We start from the raw sequence: 14,694 nt of genomic DNA, 5'->3' as shown, positions 1-14,694 counted from the left end.
GCACGCTTGTCCGGATATCTGAGGCAATGCCACCCTGTGGATGCCCCGGCGCGTCAATTTAAAAACAACGGAGGTTAAAATGGCAGATTCAAGAATATTCGGGCAAACCTACGAGATGATCGGAAAAAGTATGGACATCTCAAGCCGGCGCCATAACCTGATCACAGGCAATATCGCCAACATTGATACCATCGGGTATACGCCCAGCGATATAGATTTTCAAAGTGCGCTTAAACGGGCCATGACCGAACCGGAACCTGATAATCTTGACAAAACCAATGAAAAACACCTACCCGGCAACATTGACGGGTCAACCGGTCAAATGAACAGTATGGACAGCGAGGATGTGGATATCTATCACCTGAATTCGGTAAACATAGATACGGAAATGATGAATCTGATGGAAAACAATATAAAATTCAGATCTACCGCCGAGATGCTGTTGCGTAAAATGACCATACTTAACTATGCCATTGATGAGGGAGGAAAATAATCCATGAATTTAATGAATGCGTCAAAAATCAGCGGTACAGCCCTTGCGGCCCATCGTATGAAACTCAATGTCATTGCTGAAAACCTGGCTAACGTGGATACCACCAGAAGTGAAGACGGCGGGCCCTATCGTCGAAAAATGGTGGTATTTAAAGGCGATAATATCGACGACTTTGAAAGCGTGGTGCAACAGAAAATGAAAAAGGATCACTCCGGCGGGATTGAGTTTTCTCCCATTGAGTTTGAGGATGAAAAAACGCCGGATAATGGTACAGGTGTCAGGGTGGACCAAATTGTCAGGTCCCAGGAGGATTTTCATCTGGTGTACAACCCTGCCCATCCCGATGCAGATCCGGATACCGGGTATGTGAAGATGCCCAACGTGGATCATTTAACTGAAATCTCAGACATGATGGTGGCCCGTCGAAGTTATGAGGCCAGTGTCACGGCGCTTTCCACCACAAAAAATATGGTCAGCAAAGCCCTTGAGATAGGTAAATAATTTTTGGGGAAAGGATCGGATAAATGGATGAAATAAATACAACAGCACCGGGCAAATTATCCCTGTACAGGGAACCTGTGGCGGAGCGGGTCGCCAAACGAAATCCCGAATTCATGGAACGTCTGGAATCAGCCGTCCTGGAAGTTAATAATAATCAGCATGTGGCGGATGATTCTGTTGAGGCGGTCATTGAAGGCAAACTTGGTATACATGAAGGCATGATGGCGTTAGGCCGTGCCTCCACCTCTCTTAAAGTACTGGCACAGGTCCGGAACAAGGCCATGAATGCCTATAACGAAGTCATGCGGATGCAGGTATAACCCCTGGTAAAGCAGGAGCCACTTAAATGAATCCCGTAATTGAAAAAATCATTACCATGTTCAAAGAGATGAGCATGATCCGTAAAGTCCTTCTGGGCGGACTGCTCCTGGTGCTTGTGGCTGGTTTTATCACCATGTTTGTATGGGCTAATAAAACGCCCTATCAAACCGCATATTCAGGCTTGAACCAGGAAGATGCCGCGGCTGTGGTCGACGTGCTTAAATCCACCAATACGCCCTATCGCCTGACCGGTGACGGGACCACCATTCTGGTACCGGATAGCATGGTGTATGATGTCCGGTTGACCATGGCCAAAGAAGGAATCCCTAAAGGCGCAGGGGTTGGATATGAAATTTTTGATAAAAGCGAGTTCGGCACCACCGAATTTGTCCAGAAAATCAATAAAAAGCGGGCGCTTCAAGGGGAACTGGCACGCACCATTGCGGCATTTGAGGCCGTGAAAAATGCCAAGGTCATGATTGTGCTGCCCAAGGAGTCGGTTTTTGTGGAGGAGACCAAACAGCCGTCGGCATCTATTCTGCTGGAGCTGATCGCTGACCTCAAGAAGGATGAAGTGGCTGCCATTGCACATTTAGTGGCGTCTTCCGTCCAGGATTTAACCCCAAAACTGGTTACCGTTGTGGATACTGCCGGCCGAATTTTATTTGAGGGAAAATCCGAAGGAGAACAAGCCCGAATTGATGCAGAAAGTCTTGCAGATGCCCAGTATCAATATAAAGTGCGGTTTGAAGAGAATCTGACGCACAGAATTCAGACCATGCTTGAACGTATCGTCGGTGCAAATAAAGCCATTGTACGGGTTACCTCGGAAATGGATTTTTCCAAAAATAACATGAATGAAGAAATTTATGATCCGTTTGAGCGGGGTGGGGAATTTATACGCAGTCGGAAAAACAGAGCTGAAAAGGTTGTCCAGCTTGATGAACAGATCGGTACCCCTTCATCGGTAAACCCCATCACCGATGAAGACCAGACCGCTGATGAAAACCGGGAACGGATCAATAAGCGTGATGATACGGTCAATTACGAAATCAGCCGACGGGTCAGGGAAACCCAGAAACCCATGGCCCAACTCACAAGGCTTTCAGTGGCAGCCGTGATTGATGGTAAATATGAACTTCAAACAGATGACAAAGGCAACACCAAACGGGTGTATATGCCCCGGTCTGCCGAGGAGATGACGCAGTTTCAAAGTATTGTAAGCAGGGCCATGGGATATAATGAGGATCGCAATGACCAGGTTTCCATGGAGTGCTTTCCCTTTGCGTCCATTGACGATATGCAGGGAATTGAGGAAAAACTCACCGGCTGGCGCATGGTCCAGAAGGAATACGGACGTCTTATTGCCAATTTACTGCTGGTATTTGTATTGTTCCTGTTCATCATCCGCCCTATCATAAAAACCGTTCGCGACATCAAGGTTACGGTGGAGCAGGAAGCGTTACCCTCACCGGAAGAACTTGCCCAGCTTGAGACGGAAGAGAAGGAACCTGCTTTTATTGAGATGGATGCAGATCAGCAGCGTGAATTTTTTGAAACCATGACCGAAAATCAAAAAGAAGTATTCATCCAAAAAATGACGGCAGCTGAGCGGAACGCATACCTGAACAATATGAGTGAACAGGAAAAAGCCCTGTATTATGCGGAAAAAGATCTGTCCAAGACTGTGAATATCATCAAGGGATGGCTTGGTGAAGTAAAGGAAGAAATGGAGGTGTAATACCATGTCAAACGCAATTGATCCGAAAAAGTTAAACGGTTGTCAAAAGGCAGCAATATTTCTTATATACATGGGAGAAGAATATTCAACCCAGGTATTTTCAAAAATGAAAGAACAGGAAATTGGTGAAATTGCCTTTGAAATGTCCAAGGTCAATCAGATTACACCGGAAATGATTAAGGTCGTGTGCGCTGATTTCAATGTCAGATATGAAGGAGAGTCCAAGATGATTGTTGAAGGGGACTCCTTTATTAAAAATGTGGTCAGCAAGACACTCAAGGACAAGGACGCCAAAGCCATCCTGGAAGACCTGGAAAAGAAAAAACAGGATAAACCTTTTATATGGAGCCGGAATGTGAATACAGCCACTTTATCGGCATATATTGAAGGCGAACATCCCCAGACCATTGCCATGATCCTGGCCCATATGCCCGCAGAAATTTCCTCGGAAATTATGATCAATCTACCGGATGAACTCAAAGGCGATGTCTCGATGAGAATCGCGAGGCTAGGCCAGATTTCCGAGGATGTTGTCCGGGATGTGGACAAGGCGTTGGAATATGAACTCAGCGGGGCAGTCGGCCCCGGCGGTAAGGCAGGGGGCCTTGGCGTTCTGGTAGATATCATCAATGGTGTGGATAAATTCACAGAAGATGCGGTGATGGAATATGTTGAGGAAGATGATGCGGAAATGGCCGAAGAAATACGCAAACTCATGTTTGTATTTGAGGATTTGACCCATGTGGATGATACTGCCATGAGGGAAATTCTCAAGAAGGTGGAAGGTCAGCAGCTCACCTACGCATTAAAAACCGCCACCGAAGATATGAAGGGCAAAATTTTTTCCAACTTGTCCCAGCGGGCCGGTGAAATGCTTAAAGATGATCTGGATGCCATGGGGCCGGTCCGCCTGGCAGAGGTTGAAGAAGCCCAGCAAGCCGTTGTCAGGGCTGCCAAAGAGCTTGAGGCCGACGGCACCATAACCCTGGGTAAAGGAAAGGAGGATGTCCTTGTCTGATCAAGAAAAACATAAAGAGGGAAGATCCTTGCCTCAAGATGATGGATTCAAGGCCATTGATGTGGGTTCCCTTGACAGTTTTGATGGAGAGGTCTCACTTAAGCGACCGGATGCCGAACCTGACTTTGACCGGTTTACGCTTTTGTTTGATCCCTTGGAAGTTGAAAGGACGGAAGGCGGGTTTGATGCTGTTTATAAAGTAACCCAACAGCTTAAAGAGGAATTCTTCGAACCGCTGATCCAGAGCGCAGATGCAGATACGGACGAATCCGCTGCAAACTTGGCGGTTTCCGATTCTGCTTTAGCGCAAACCCGGAATACGGATGAATCAAATGAGGACCCCACGCCGGAAGAACAGGGATTTGCCGAAGGCTATGAAAAAGGTATGAGCCAGGGACTTGAAAAAGGGCTCTCAGAGGGCCACACCAAGGGTTATGAAGAGGGAGTGAAAAAAGGCCGGGAAGAGGGGGGTAAACAGGGGGAAGCCGAAGGCTTTGTCAAAGGCGAGGCCGAAGGCTTTGAAAAGGGAATGGAAGAGGGGCGTGAGGCGGGAAAAGAGCAAATTTTCCAGGAAATGGCGCAGATCCTGGACCCTTTCCGGCAGGCACTGGGAACCGTAGACCGGATGCTGGAAGAGATGCTGGTGCGATATGAAACGCAGTTGGTTGAACTGGTCTGTCAGATTGCCGGGAAAGTGGTGATGGCCAAATTAGACGCGGACGATACGGTAATCAAGAACACAATCCTGGACGCATTGTCCCAGCTTGCCTCTCCGGAGGAAATTACCCTGAGTGTGGCCGAAGAAGACTATGAATATGTGGAGATGATTAAAGAATCTTTTTTTGAGTCTGTACGCTCCCTGACGAACGTAACAGTGAATACGGACGCCATGCTTCCCAAAGGGGGGTGTCGTATTGAAAGTGCCGGCGCCACTGTTGTCACAGATCCGGAATCCAAACTCAAGGCGGTTTACGACGCCATTGTCCAGGCGGGGAGCTAAGCGGAGATATCATGAATGATCTTTTTGAAAAAGTGAATTTTAGTGTTTATGCCAATGCTGTGGAAAAGGTCAGGACCGTGACGCCCGAAGGCCGGGTGTCCCAGGTGATCGGGCTGATTGCCGAAGGGGACAGTTTAGGCCTTGGCGTGGGCGGTGTGTGTCGCATTATCAATGACCATGGAATGGCTGTCATGGCTGAAGTCGTGGGCTTTCGGCAGGAAAAAGCGTTATTTATGCCCTTTGGTGATATCAGGGGCATCAGCATGGGAAGCCGGATTGTGCCGGTGGCCTCTTCTCCCATGGTGCCGGTGGGCGATGACATGCTTGGACGCGTACTGGACGGCATGGGAAATCCCATTGACAATAAGGGGCCGATTGCAGGTTCAACCGCTTATTATCTGTATGGAAAACCCCTGGGGCCCCTGGAACGGAAAATGATTAAAGAGCCCCTTGATGTCGGCATCGGGGCCATAAACGCCATGATTAGCTTGGGCCGGGGACAGCGGATAGCCATCATGGCCGGCTCCGGTGTGGGAAAAAGTGTACTCATGGGCATGATGACCAAACATACCAGTGCGGATGTGGTGGTGATCGGGCTCATTGGGGAGCGGGGCCGGGAGGTCAAGGATTTTGTGGAGGAGACCCTGGGAGAGGAAGGGCTCAAGCGGGCTGTCCTCGTAGCCGCTACATCGGATTCCCCGCCGTTGACCCGTATGCGGGGGGCCTATCTGGCCACCACCATTGCCGAGTACTTCAGGGATCAGGGAAAGGATGTGCTGCTCATGCTGGATTCCATTACCCGGTTTGCCATGTCCTCCAGGGACGTGGGCTTGGCTGCGGGTGAGCCACCGACGACCCGAGGATATACGCCCTCATTTTTTGTCCAGATTCCCATTCTTCTTGAACGCCCCGGCGTGCTTGAAAGTGGTGGCTCAATCACCGGGATTTATACGGTTCTAGTGGAAGGCGATGATATGAACGATCCGGTGGGTGATACGGTTCGTTCCATAACGGACGGACATATTGTCCTGTCCAGGGATCTTGCCAATCGTGGGCACTACCCGGCCATTGATGTCATGGCCAGTGTCTCCAGGGTCATGCGGGATGTCAGCAACCCGGACCACATGGCCATGCGGGACAAAGCCGTCAATATCATGGCGGCATATCGAAATGCAGAGGACATGATCACCATCGGTGCTTATGTGGACGGGTCAAACCCTGATGTAGACCAGGCCAAAAAATTGATGCCCGGCATCAATCAAATGCTGCGCCAGAATATTGATCAAAAAAAGGATATGCAGGCCAGTGTAAACGGCCTGAAAAAGGCGCTGGGAATCAAAGGCTCACCGGCTGACCCCCAAAAAAAGCGGACCTAATCCATGAAAAAATTTCAGTTCAGACTCCAAAGCCTTTTAAAGTACAAACGCCATCTTGAACAGGTGGCCAAACAGGAAACGGCTCAAGCTGTGGCCGATGTCCTGACCTGTGAACAGCGTATCACAGGATTGCAAAAAGACAAAACATCGGCGACTGACCAGCTTGAATCCCTTATGGAAAAAGGAATGGTAGCAGGCCGGTTCAACCGCTACAGAGAATTTATTACTGCCGTTGATCAGTCAATCATACTTGAACGGAACAAAAAAACCGAACTTGAAAAAATCCTGGACGACAAGCGGGAGGCCCTTAAACAAAGAACCATTGACAAAAAATCACTGGAACGGCTGCGGGAAAAACAGGCCCGGGAATATACCCATGAAATGATCCAGGACGCGCAGAAAAGCCTGGATGAAATTGCATCCTTGAAAACGGCCAGGGAGGTGAATAATGAACATGTTTAAGCGCTGGATAGTGGGCGTTGCGGTCAATCTGCTTCTGGTAACAACAGTCTTTATTGGTATTTCATATATACATTGGGGGCAGCCGGTATTGGTTTTGGCTGAAGATGAAAACACAGAAACAGCGCCGTCACCCTGTCCGGAATGCCCTGAATGTCCGGACCCTGCCAAGGTCGTTCTCCAGGGACTTGAAGAGAAAAAAAAAGCCGTGGCTGAGGCCAGTGAAAAACTGGCCAAAGAAAAAAAGGAGCTGGAGACCTATGAGGCCCAGATTGATGAAAAATTAGAGTCGCTGACGGCCCTGAAAAAGCAGATTGAAGCGGATATGGCCCGACTTGAAAAGAAAAAAACCGCAAAAGAACAGGAAGAAGCTGCCGCCTTTGAAGCAAAAATGAACCGTTTGGTAAAAATGTATGCCCGCATGAAACCCAAAGCAGCAGCGGAAATTGTCAATAAGATGGAACTTTCTGTTGCCTATGAAATATTTTTAAGAATGCGCGAAGTTTCCGCCTCCCAGATCCTGGCTTTTGTGGCGTATGAAAAGGCCGCAAAAATAAGCGAACGCCTGGCCTTTAAAAAAAGATGAACCACGGAACGCACGGAAGAGTACAGAAATAAGAAAGTACGGATTGATCGCTTTGCACTTGCACGTTAACTTTCAGTGCGTTCCGTCTCTTCCATGGTTATAATTACGGCATCCTTCATATGATCCCAAAAGTACTTTACACTTTTTGAATGGAGGTTCCCGAAAAATGGGGGTCGGCATCTGGAAAGTGTAAAGCGGGAAATGAAGGATGCCATAATTACGACAATTTAACCCGGTCTCCACGTTTGGGGATAAAGGCACTATATCCGTTCTCGTTGAGGCGCCGGGCAAATGCCGCGCTCTGGTCGGCTTCACCGTGGACAACGGCAATTTTTTTCACCCGCAGATTGGATCCGGCAACCACCTGCATCAGCTCATGGCAGTCTGCATGGGCTGAAAATCCACCGATTTTTTCCACATGGGCTCTCAAGGGATAGGATTTTCCCAAAATTTTGACGTCCGGCGCCTTATCTGCGGCCGAATTTTCCTGCAATCCGAATTCTTCAATACGACGGCCCAGGGTGTGTTGGGCCATATACCCCACGATAAGGATGGTGTGTTTGGGATTATGGATTTTATAACGCAGGTGGTGGAGAATCCGGCCCGCCTCACACATGCCTGATGCCGAAATCACAATATGCGGGGTGTCGTCCTGGGTGACGCGCATGGATTCTTCTACCGACTCAACAAACTTGATATCTTTAAAATAAAAAGGGTTGATCCCCTTTTCCAAAAATATTTTATGGGTTTCCGTATCATAGGTTTCCGGATGTTCTCCAAAGACTTTTGTGATATTTGATGCCAAAGGACTATCCACATAAATAGGGAGTTGGGGAACAGCGCCGGATTTATACAACTGGTGAAGAAAATAAATAATCTCCTGGGTTCTGCCATAGGCAAACGCAGGAATCAGAAGCGCCCCACCCCGTGCGATTGTCCGGTTCAAAGTGTCTTTGAGACTGCCGGCAAGATCCGCTACCGGGGTATGCTCCCGGTCCCCGTAGGTACTTTCAATGATCATCAGATCAATATCCCTGTCCGCTTCATCAAATTTCAGGGTGGGGTCTTTTAAAATGGGTTTTTCAAACCGGCCGACATCACCGGTAAAAAGTATTTTAAGGGGTTTACCGCCATTCTCGGGTTTCACCGTAATCAAAGAAAAGGCAGACCCTAATATATGGCCGGCCACGTAAAATTTTACAGTGATGCCCTTTCCAATGGTCACTTTCGAACCAAAGGGGTATCCGTCAATAAAGGAAAGGGATTCCAGCGCATCCTGCTGGGTATACAGTGGTGTTACCATGTCAAGGCCGTACTCTTTGTGAAGTGCGGCAATGGCATCCACATTCAGTTCATGGCGGCCTGTTTTCAGCAGTTTTTTGATTCTGGCTTTTTCCTTGTTGGAAATCTGCTGTTTGGCTTTGGACTGTTCAAGCTGATACAGAAACGCACGCAGGGATTTATAGTTAAGGTACAGGGCATCAGATTCCTGGATATGCCCTGAATCCAGGAGCATATAATTCAGAGCGTCTTTGGTGGGACGGGTGGTGACAATACGCCCGGAAAAACCGTTTTTTGTTAACAGCGGAATCCGGCCGGAATGATCAATATGGGCGTGGGAAAGGATCATCGTTGTAATGTCAGACCGGTTTATTTGAAAGTTTTCATTTTTCTCCCGGCTCTCCTTTCTTCGGCCCTGGTACATGCCGCAATCCAATAAAATTTTATCAATGCCTGTATCCAGCATATGCATGGACCCGGTCACCTCTCCTGCTGCTCCGAAAAATCCAACTTCAACCATAGATTCGCACCTTTTTTCACACTAAATCAATTGAATAATCTCTTTAACAATGCCGTCGTCTGTTTTGCCGGATTTTCCCGGATAGCCTTTTCCTCTTTTGCCAGATAATAAAAAATGCCTTCCAACGTTTCTTCAACAGTATAGTCTGCCAGATCGCCTTTTACATCGGGAACTAGCGGAAGGGATTTATATTTTTCCATCATCCGGTCATAGACTTTAATTGCCCCGATCTCTTCCAGGATACTCTCTACTACGGGGGTAAAGGCCTTGGTGAGATCGCCGGAGGTTTTTTTCTTAAAATACTGGGTGGCCGCATCATCCGCGCCATTGAGAATGCTGTTGGCATCCTCAAACGACATCTGTGAAATGGCATTTACAAATAACGCCTTGGCTTTGGGGGTGGCCACCTCGGCAGCCCGGTTCAATTTCAGTTCAAGAGCCTCTGCATAGGACCCCAGCCCGGCCTTACCCATCAAGGTCTGCGCCGTGGAGAGATAGGAAGGCAAAGGGATATGAATATTGGCATCTGAGTTAAATCCGTTTTCAGCACCCAACTGGCTGACAACGGTTCCGGCACCTGTTTCCAGCGCCTCCTTAAGACCGGAAATAATTTCGTTGTTGGTCAGGCTGCCGGAACTGCTGCTTTCACTTGTGTCACCCTTACCCATGGATTTAATCAATGAAGCGCCTTGTTCCAGCAGGGAATTTCCAGCCACGGCAGGCGTCTGCCCCCCCAGAACAAAGGCAAAAACAAAAGCAATTGCCAAAATGTTAATTCTTTGTTTACACATGTTTAAACGCACCTCCTATAATTAATTAAATAAATCTTTGATTAACCCCCTGGCTCTATCCTTAATATCAGTTTTCTTACCAGAATCCGATCCGTCGCCGTGAATGAGTTGTTTGAGTTCATCAGCGTCGGGCAACCGGTTCTTCAATATGGCTTCAAGATCCGGCCGCACCTTTGGATTTTCCCAACTACCGCTTATCACAAGGGGGATCAACAGCCCTGAACGCTCCCTGGTGTCCCCCTGCCCCTTAAGCGTGGCCACCAGTTTCGGTTCAATCCTGAAATCCAGAGTCTCTTTTACCAGATGGGTCTGTCCGCCGGCAACAAGTCTTAACAGGGGAGAGACAAGGGATGCCTCCGGAATTTTCACAAGCCCCCTGGCTGCTGTATATGGAATCTTAAGTTCAGCAAAATCGGTTCTCGACTTTTCCGTGGTGGATTCGCCCAGGCCAATACCTGCCTTGGCATTACGGATGGTGCCCGCAATATCAACACCCACGATAGCACCATCAACAAATTTAAGCTGTCCGTTACCGGCCAGGCTCTTTTTAATCATATCCAGGGTATCGCCGGTCATGGAAAGAAAAATATCCGAGGCCAGTGCCCCTTCAATAATATTTTTGCCCATACTATCCCGAATGACGGGGCCTGCCTGGATGTCGCTGGTTGTCAGGTGCAGGGTTGTTGTCGGGGTGTTTTTACGCACATCAACCCCAACCTTTGCCCCGGCCTTTCCCTGGTAAAGATCCATAGAAAAAGGATCCAGGGTAAACACCCCGTTTTTGCCTGCCAGAAAGGCTGTAATATTGCTCATGCTTAATCCCGCGACTTTAAGGCTGCCAATGTTCACCTTTGCATCCAGCACCATTTTGCGTAAAGGCGCATAATCAATGGGAGTGGTTTTTGTGCTGCTCTTACCGGTGTCCTTGGCCGTGGGTCCGCTTGGGGCTGAAACAGCCCGTCCCGAATCCTTTTGCGTTGCCAAAGGCAGATAACGGTCCACATCAATCGTATCCACGGAAAGGACACATTTAAGATCCGGTTTTTCAAACGCCTGGACCCGGGCATTAAAATTCATGGTTGAATCATCCAGCACCAAAACGCCGTCTGATACGCTCACGGCCTCAGCCGACCCTTTGATAACAGCCGTCAGGGATAGCGTATCCAGGGCTAAGGCATCCCTGGTTTCAATGGGAAACGGCTGATTTAGAGAAAGAAACAATTTTTTAGGCGAAAAGGGGGCAAAATCAATACCCATATCAACGGCCTGTTCGGTCATGGGTTTAATCAGCCGGCCTTTAAGGGAAAGGGCCAGGTGATCCAGCGCCTTGACCATAAGATCAAAATCAATATCCGTGGCACCGGGATTTTTTCCCACAGGCCCGACGTTGCCGGTCAAAGATACGGGTTTGCCATCCATTTGGGCGCCCAAGGTAATATCAATGGCTTTATCAAGGCTGATGCCGGACAGATCTAAATTAAGATCTGAAATCTTTTTGGACAGGCCGCTGCCTTTGTCTACATAGGAAAGAAACCCGTTGATGACGGCAAACCGGTCAACGATAAGTGATGCAATGGGAAGTTCTGTACTCTGTGTCTGTGTTTTTGCAGAGGTCTCCTGCCCAGGGTCGGTGGATTGGGCCTGATCGCCCTGATCCGAATTGCGAATATCCAAGGGCCCTATATTTTCCCAGTTCCCCAGACCTGCCTTATTTTTAACCAACGCAATCCGGGGAGACGCTACAATGAATTTTTCCACCTGAATATGCCTGGACAATAGCGGCAATACCTTTACCCGGGCTTCAAAGCGTTTCACCGTGATCATGGGCTGTTCCCCAAATCCGTCAGGGTTGCCCAGGGTCAAGTCAGACAGACGAATCCCGGCCCAGGGAAACAGGGACAGTTTGATATCGTCGCCCATGGAGAAACTACGCCCCGTATGCCGGGTCACCATAGCTTCAATGTTCGGCAGATACTTTCCGACATCCACAAACATGGGAACCAGTACAGCAGTCCCGATAATCAGACCAGCGAGAATGCCTATCGTAACGATAACCCATTTTAAGAATCTGATCATATCAAACTCCTTGAGGTCGTAATCCCCATCCGGGAATACCCTTTTCTAACGGTTTCCGAATGGGGATTTATTGTATTTTCTACTAATTACGAAAGTGCAGACAGCGCAGATTCATAATCCGGCTCCTGTTTGATCTCCGGCACAAGCTGGGCATGAACCACCTCACCGGATGCATTGAGAACAACAACGGCCCGGGCCGTAAGACCGGCCAGCGGTCCGTCCTGCATGGCCACACCATAGTCAAGGGCAAACTGCGGGCTACGGAAGGCAGACGCAGTCACAACATTCTCAATGCCTTCGGCAACGCAGAACCGTTTGTGGGCAAAGGGCAAATCGCCTGAGATACAGAGTACAACCGTATTTTCATAGTCACCGGCTTTTTTATTGAATGTACGAACAGATGTGGCACAGATGTCGGTGTCAAGGCTTGGAAAAATATTAAGCACCACCTGTTTACCGGCAAACGCAGACAGTTTGATCTCTGATAAATCCTGTCCCACAAGGGTAAAATCTTTTGTCTGTTCACCGGTTCGGGGAAAATCACCAGCCAACGTTACCGGGTTGCCGCCAAGTGTAATAGATCCCATGAATGTTCTCCTTTTTTGTTTTCATACGTTCCGTTTGAATAATCGTGTATCGGTCTGGAAAAAATATGCACTATTTCGATGATCAAGTTTTTAAGGAATTTGTTCAAGTTCAAGGCGGAAACAATTTTTAACCGGAGGTTAATATACAACATATTTTGAGGATTAAAAATTTTTTCCAACGCCGAAGTTGGGCAAATTAACAAAAACCGGATCATCAAGACTATAATATCCTCCATACCGACCTTTTGTAAAGAATAATGGCGATATCTGATATTGCAAATTGTTCTGCTTAAAATCCTGGATATTTGGCGTTGACCACATCATTTTCCTTGATTTAAAAGTTTAGAAATTTATTTTAAAGACCGATACTATATAAAAACACCAAAATAGGGGGGGGGATGGACGATGTCAAATGTGACCGGCAGTACAAATAACGTCACCGGGATTAATGCCAAATTATTTCAATCAAGCAATAGAACCGGGAAAAATACATCGGTTTCAAAGTATTCAATGCAGACTGACATCATACAATTCAGCCTGCAAGTCAAAACAGATACCCAGCACAAAATTGAGACCCAGAATGCGCTTAGTCATTTTAGCCAATTGGATCAAAATCTTAAATCTTCTTTGATCTATAAAGATAATCCTATTTCTGAACTGTCCCCCGGACAGGCTGCCGAGCTTGTCAGTGAAGATGGATATTTTGGCGTGGATCAAACATCCCAGCGCATCATTGACTTTGTTATAAAAGGTGCCGGTGATGATATAGAGCGTTTGAAATCCGGACGGGAAGGCATCCTTGAAGGATTTAAAGAGGCGAAAAAAGCCTGGGGAGGCAAACTACCGGAAATATCATATCAAACCTTGACAAAAAGTTTAGAAACCATTGATGAAAAAATCCGAGAGAACGGCGGTTCAGTTGTCGATTTGAGCATTTGAGGCAACAAAATTCATATATTTCGATTGCCTCTTTTATTTCGATAGGGACCGGTTGGGGTTGAGTACGATTTTTTTACTGGCAAGCGCAACAAGTTGAGTGCACTTTTGAGGGATCTTGCCTTCCCATTCGTGGTAAGGTGCCAACCCGACCCCATGGCTTTTAAGATCAAATTCATAGACACCGCATCTGAGGGTTCCCTTAGCAAACTTTTCTACAATGGCACCGGCTGCCACATCGACATTTTTCATCACACTTGTTATCAGAACATGTCTGGCGCTTGGTACTGTAATATATTGATCGACATCGACGCCCAATGCTTTTACATTGAATTCTGCCGCAGCTTTTAAACCGCCAAGCCCAGTCTTTCCGGCAGGGCAGAAGAGAATGTCCGCCCCATTTGAAATAAGCTTTCTGGCAACTTGATAGCCGGTTTCTTCATCATCGAAATCGGGAATATAAATGGTCTGGATATTGATCTGCGGGTTAATGGATTTTGCACCATTTTCAAACCCGCTCACTAACCGAAGCACTGGGGGAATCTGATCTCCGGCGACAATACCCAGGTTCTGGGACTCAGACATACAGGCAGCCAGGGTTCCGCCAAGATAGGCGGGTTGGTCTTCCTTAAAAACAATACTGGTAACATTGGCCAGTCCACCCTCTTGCGTATAACAGTCAGATACGGTATCAGGGCAGCTTATGCCGGGCGAAAAGGCATAATCCATTATGACAAAATGATGGTCCGGATAGCGCCTGGCAGCTTTAGCCGTGGCATCCGCTTGAGTGGAACCAATGGTAAAGATAAGGTCTGCATCGGCATCAATGAGTGCTTTTATGTTTTTGTCATAGTCTTTTCTTGTGGCACTGACCATATATTCAAAGTCAAGCCCGCTGGTTTCAGCCGCCTTTTGGGCACCGCGCAGACTGCATTCATTATACCCATGATCCTTATCACCGCCTGTATCCAGAGCCATTCCAACTTTTTTTACAGATCTAAACGGGTT

Annotated in this window: 15 protein-coding genes; 10 read left to right on the top strand and 5 right to left on the bottom strand. The window is 47.7% G+C overall.

The window, feature by feature from the left end; all coding sequences use genetic code 11:
- Positions 1 to 79 precede the first annotated feature (79 nt).
- Genes flgB through HXW94_RS00445 form a run of 9 tightly spaced genes read left to right on the top strand, consistent with a single transcriptional unit; the run spans position 80 to position 7,495 of the window.
- Positions 80 to 493, top strand: coding sequence for a flagellar basal body rod protein FlgB (gene flgB, locus HXW94_RS00485; RefSeq protein WP_178364941.1), 414 nt, complete (start codon positions 80 to 82; stop codon positions 491 to 493).
- Between the two features lie 3 nt (positions 494 to 496).
- A complete protein-coding gene (gene flgC / locus HXW94_RS00480; RefSeq protein WP_178364940.1) occupies positions 497 to 994 on the top strand; it encodes a flagellar basal body rod protein FlgC in 498 nt (165 codons plus the stop codon).
- A 23-nt stretch (positions 995 to 1,017) separates the two neighbouring features.
- Complete coding sequence (gene fliE / locus HXW94_RS00475; RefSeq protein WP_178364939.1) at positions 1,018 to 1,314, top strand: flagellar hook-basal body complex protein FliE; 297 nt, start codon at positions 1,018 to 1,020, stop codon at positions 1,312 to 1,314.
- A gap of 26 nt (positions 1,315 to 1,340) precedes the next feature.
- Entirely contained in the window at positions 1,341 to 3,056 is a 1,716-nt protein-coding gene (gene fliF, locus HXW94_RS00470) for a flagellar basal-body MS-ring/collar protein FliF (protein WP_178364938.1), read from the top strand.
- Between the two features lie 4 nt (positions 3,057 to 3,060).
- Entirely contained in the window at positions 3,061 to 4,074 is a 1,014-nt protein-coding gene (fliG, locus tag HXW94_RS00465; RefSeq protein WP_178364937.1) for a flagellar motor switch protein FliG, read from the top strand.
- Complete coding sequence (locus HXW94_RS00460) at positions 4,061 to 5,074, top strand: FliH/SctL family protein (RefSeq protein WP_178364936.1); 1,014 nt, start codon at positions 4,061 to 4,063, stop codon at positions 5,072 to 5,074. The genes fliG and HXW94_RS00460 overlap by 14 nt, the downstream gene beginning before the upstream one ends.
- Before the next feature lie 11 nt (positions 5,075 to 5,085).
- A complete protein-coding gene (locus HXW94_RS00455; RefSeq protein WP_178364935.1) occupies positions 5,086 to 6,450 on the top strand; it encodes a FliI/YscN family ATPase in 1,365 nt (454 codons plus the stop codon).
- A gap of 3 nt (positions 6,451 to 6,453) precedes the next feature.
- Positions 6,454 to 6,912, top strand: coding sequence for a flagellar export protein FliJ (gene fliJ, locus HXW94_RS00450; protein ID WP_178364934.1), 459 nt, complete (start codon positions 6,454 to 6,456; stop codon positions 6,910 to 6,912).
- Positions 6,899 to 7,495, top strand: coding sequence for a MotE family protein (locus HXW94_RS00445; protein WP_178364933.1), 597 nt, complete (start codon positions 6,899 to 6,901; stop codon positions 7,493 to 7,495). The genes fliJ and HXW94_RS00445 overlap by 14 nt, the downstream gene beginning before the upstream one ends.
- Before the next feature lie 217 nt (positions 7,496 to 7,712).
- Here HXW94_RS00445 and HXW94_RS00440 read toward each other — a convergent pair whose 3' ends face one another.
- The 4 genes from HXW94_RS00440 to tpx form a co-directional block, all read right to left on the bottom strand.
- Positions 7,713 to 9,296 (bottom strand): MBL fold metallo-hydrolase RNA specificity domain-containing protein, encoded by a 1,584-nt coding sequence (locus HXW94_RS00440; RefSeq protein WP_178364932.1) that lies wholly within the window; start codon positions 9,294 to 9,296, stop codon positions 7,713 to 7,715.
- A 26-nt stretch (positions 9,297 to 9,322) separates the two neighbouring features.
- Positions 9,323 to 10,087: a DUF4197 domain-containing protein gene (locus tag HXW94_RS00435; RefSeq protein ID WP_178364931.1), complete on the bottom strand. Its 765-nt coding sequence runs from the start codon at positions 10,085 to 10,087 to the stop codon at positions 9,323 to 9,325.
- A 21-nt stretch (positions 10,088 to 10,108) separates the two neighbouring features.
- Positions 10,109 to 12,163: an AsmA family protein gene (locus tag HXW94_RS00430; RefSeq protein WP_178364930.1), complete on the bottom strand. Its 2,055-nt coding sequence runs from the start codon at positions 12,161 to 12,163 to the stop codon at positions 10,109 to 10,111.
- Positions 12,164 to 12,249: 86 nt separating this feature from the next.
- Positions 12,250 to 12,750 carry a thiol peroxidase gene (gene tpx, locus HXW94_RS00425; RefSeq protein ID WP_178364929.1) on the bottom strand — a complete coding sequence of 167 codons (501 nt, stop codon included), beginning with the start codon at positions 12,748 to 12,750 and terminating at the stop codon, positions 12,250 to 12,252.
- 405 nt (positions 12,751 to 13,155) lie between these two features.
- Between tpx and HXW94_RS00420 the strand changes: the two genes are divergently transcribed.
- Entirely contained in the window at positions 13,156 to 13,689 is a 534-nt protein-coding gene (locus HXW94_RS00420; protein ID WP_178364928.1) for a hydrogenase-4 component G, read from the top strand.
- A gap of 33 nt (positions 13,690 to 13,722) precedes the next feature.
- Here HXW94_RS00420 and HXW94_RS00415 read toward each other — a convergent pair whose 3' ends face one another.
- Positions 13,723 to 14,664 (bottom strand): BMP family ABC transporter substrate-binding protein, encoded by a 942-nt coding sequence (locus HXW94_RS00415; RefSeq protein ID WP_178364927.1) that lies wholly within the window; start codon positions 14,662 to 14,664, stop codon positions 13,723 to 13,725.
- Positions 14,665 to 14,694 lie beyond the last annotated feature (30 nt).

It is taken from the genome of Desulfobacter latus (genome assembly GCF_013389365.1).
Lineage (GTDB): Bacteria > Desulfobacterota > Desulfobacteria > Desulfobacterales > Desulfobacteraceae > Desulfobacter > Desulfobacter latus.
Note: the sequence above shows the minus strand (reverse complement) of the source record. Positions and strands in the feature narration are given on the sequence as shown.

Excerpts from the sequence above, each read along its gene's own strand:
- HXW94_RS00430 (WP_178364930.1), bottom strand. The coding sequence starts at position 12,163 with ATGATCAGATTCTTAAAATGGGTTATCGTTACGATAGGCATTCTCGCT.
- fliG (WP_178364937.1), top strand. The coding sequence starts at position 3,061 with ATGTCAAACGCAATTGATCCGAAAAAGTTAAACGGTTGTCAAAAGGCA.
- HXW94_RS00415 (WP_178364927.1), bottom strand. The coding sequence starts at position 14,664 with ATGGCTCTGGATACAGGCGGTGATAAGGATCATGGGTATAATGAATGC.
- HXW94_RS00435 (WP_178364931.1), bottom strand. The coding sequence starts at position 10,087 with ATGTGTAAACAAAGAATTAACATTTTGGCAATTGCTTTTGTTTTTGCC.
- tpx (WP_178364929.1), bottom strand. The coding sequence starts at position 12,750 with ATGGGATCTATTACACTTGGCGGCAACCCGGTAACGTTGGCTGGTGAT.
- flgB (WP_178364941.1), top strand. The coding sequence starts at position 80 with ATGGCAGATTCAAGAATATTCGGGCAAACCTACGAGATGATCGGAAAA.
- fliE (WP_178364939.1), top strand. The coding sequence starts at position 1,018 with ATGGATGAAATAAATACAACAGCACCGGGCAAATTATCCCTGTACAGG.
- flgC (WP_178364940.1), top strand. The coding sequence starts at position 497 with ATGAATTTAATGAATGCGTCAAAAATCAGCGGTACAGCCCTTGCGGCC.
- fliF (WP_178364938.1), top strand. The coding sequence starts at position 1,341 with ATGAATCCCGTAATTGAAAAAATCATTACCATGTTCAAAGAGATGAGC.
- HXW94_RS00440 (WP_178364932.1), bottom strand. The coding sequence starts at position 9,296 with ATGGTTGAAGTTGGATTTTTCGGAGCAGCAGGAGAGGTGACCGGGTCC.
- fliJ (WP_178364934.1), top strand. The coding sequence starts at position 6,454 with ATGAAAAAATTTCAGTTCAGACTCCAAAGCCTTTTAAAGTACAAACGC.
- HXW94_RS00455 (WP_178364935.1), top strand. The coding sequence starts at position 5,086 with ATGAATGATCTTTTTGAAAAAGTGAATTTTAGTGTTTATGCCAATGCT.
- HXW94_RS00445 (WP_178364933.1), top strand. The coding sequence starts at position 6,899 with ATGAACATGTTTAAGCGCTGGATAGTGGGCGTTGCGGTCAATCTGCTT.
- HXW94_RS00420 (WP_178364928.1), top strand. The coding sequence starts at position 13,156 with ATGTCAAATGTGACCGGCAGTACAAATAACGTCACCGGGATTAATGCC.
- HXW94_RS00460 (WP_178364936.1), top strand. The coding sequence starts at position 4,061 with ATGTCCTTGTCTGATCAAGAAAAACATAAAGAGGGAAGATCCTTGCCT.